Source organism: Pseudomonas sp. F220 (genome assembly GCF_057813935.1).
This window is the reverse complement of record NZ_JBVASJ010000123.1, coordinates 1-657: the sequence shown is the minus strand read 5'-3', so window position 1 is coordinate 657 and position 657 is coordinate 1. Positions and strand designations below refer to the sequence as shown.

General features: G+C 49.8%; 1 protein-coding gene. It reads right to left on the bottom strand.

Features of this window, described 5'->3' with window-relative positions; all coding sequences use genetic code 11:
* On the bottom strand, positions 1 to 657 hold a 657-nt coding region (locus tag ACZYSM_RS29265; protein WP_489077167.1), incomplete at both ends, for a substrate-binding domain-containing protein.

The window sequence follows — 657 nt, the reverse complement described above, 5'->3', positions numbered from 1 at the left end:
GCTGCGCTATTGGAGATAGGGTTTTGCCGGCCACCTGAACGATCGCGTAGTTGAGATAGAATGTTTCCTGCGGTAATTCTGGGGTGAGCTGGTATTTCAAATCAACGATCACTCCCTTTTTTAGATCATCAGCCAACCAGTCATTCCAAGTGAATAAAAGGTAATTGCTTTTCAACGTTGCATGGCGCAGCAGGTTGAAGTCATTGCAATTCAAACCAATGGGCAGTGCCGTGTTCTCGGCAAGGTTTAACAGATGGCGTATATGGTTTTCGGTTGTTGCGGTGAGGTTGATAAACGCCCAGGGGTAATTGAGTAATAGAGTCGAGGTGATTGGTTCTTTGTTGTGTACGAGTGGATGGTCAGCGCTACAGAAAATCGATGCGGGTCTGGGGGTTAAGGGGGTAATTGCGAACCTGATGTCATTAGCCCATATATCCGCATTGGCGATAAAAAACTCGAGGTCGCCGTCTACCAAGAGTTGGCATAGGTGTTGCCCATGATTGACCACGATGTCCAGCCTTGCAGCGGGGCTGCGCGACCGTAGAGTGTTCATTACATCGTGAAGAACCCCACTTGAGACCATAAGGCTGGCCCCAAACTTCAGCTCGCCACCTTCTGCGGTGGCTAGGTCGTCTGCCTCAACAGTTAGATGGTCGG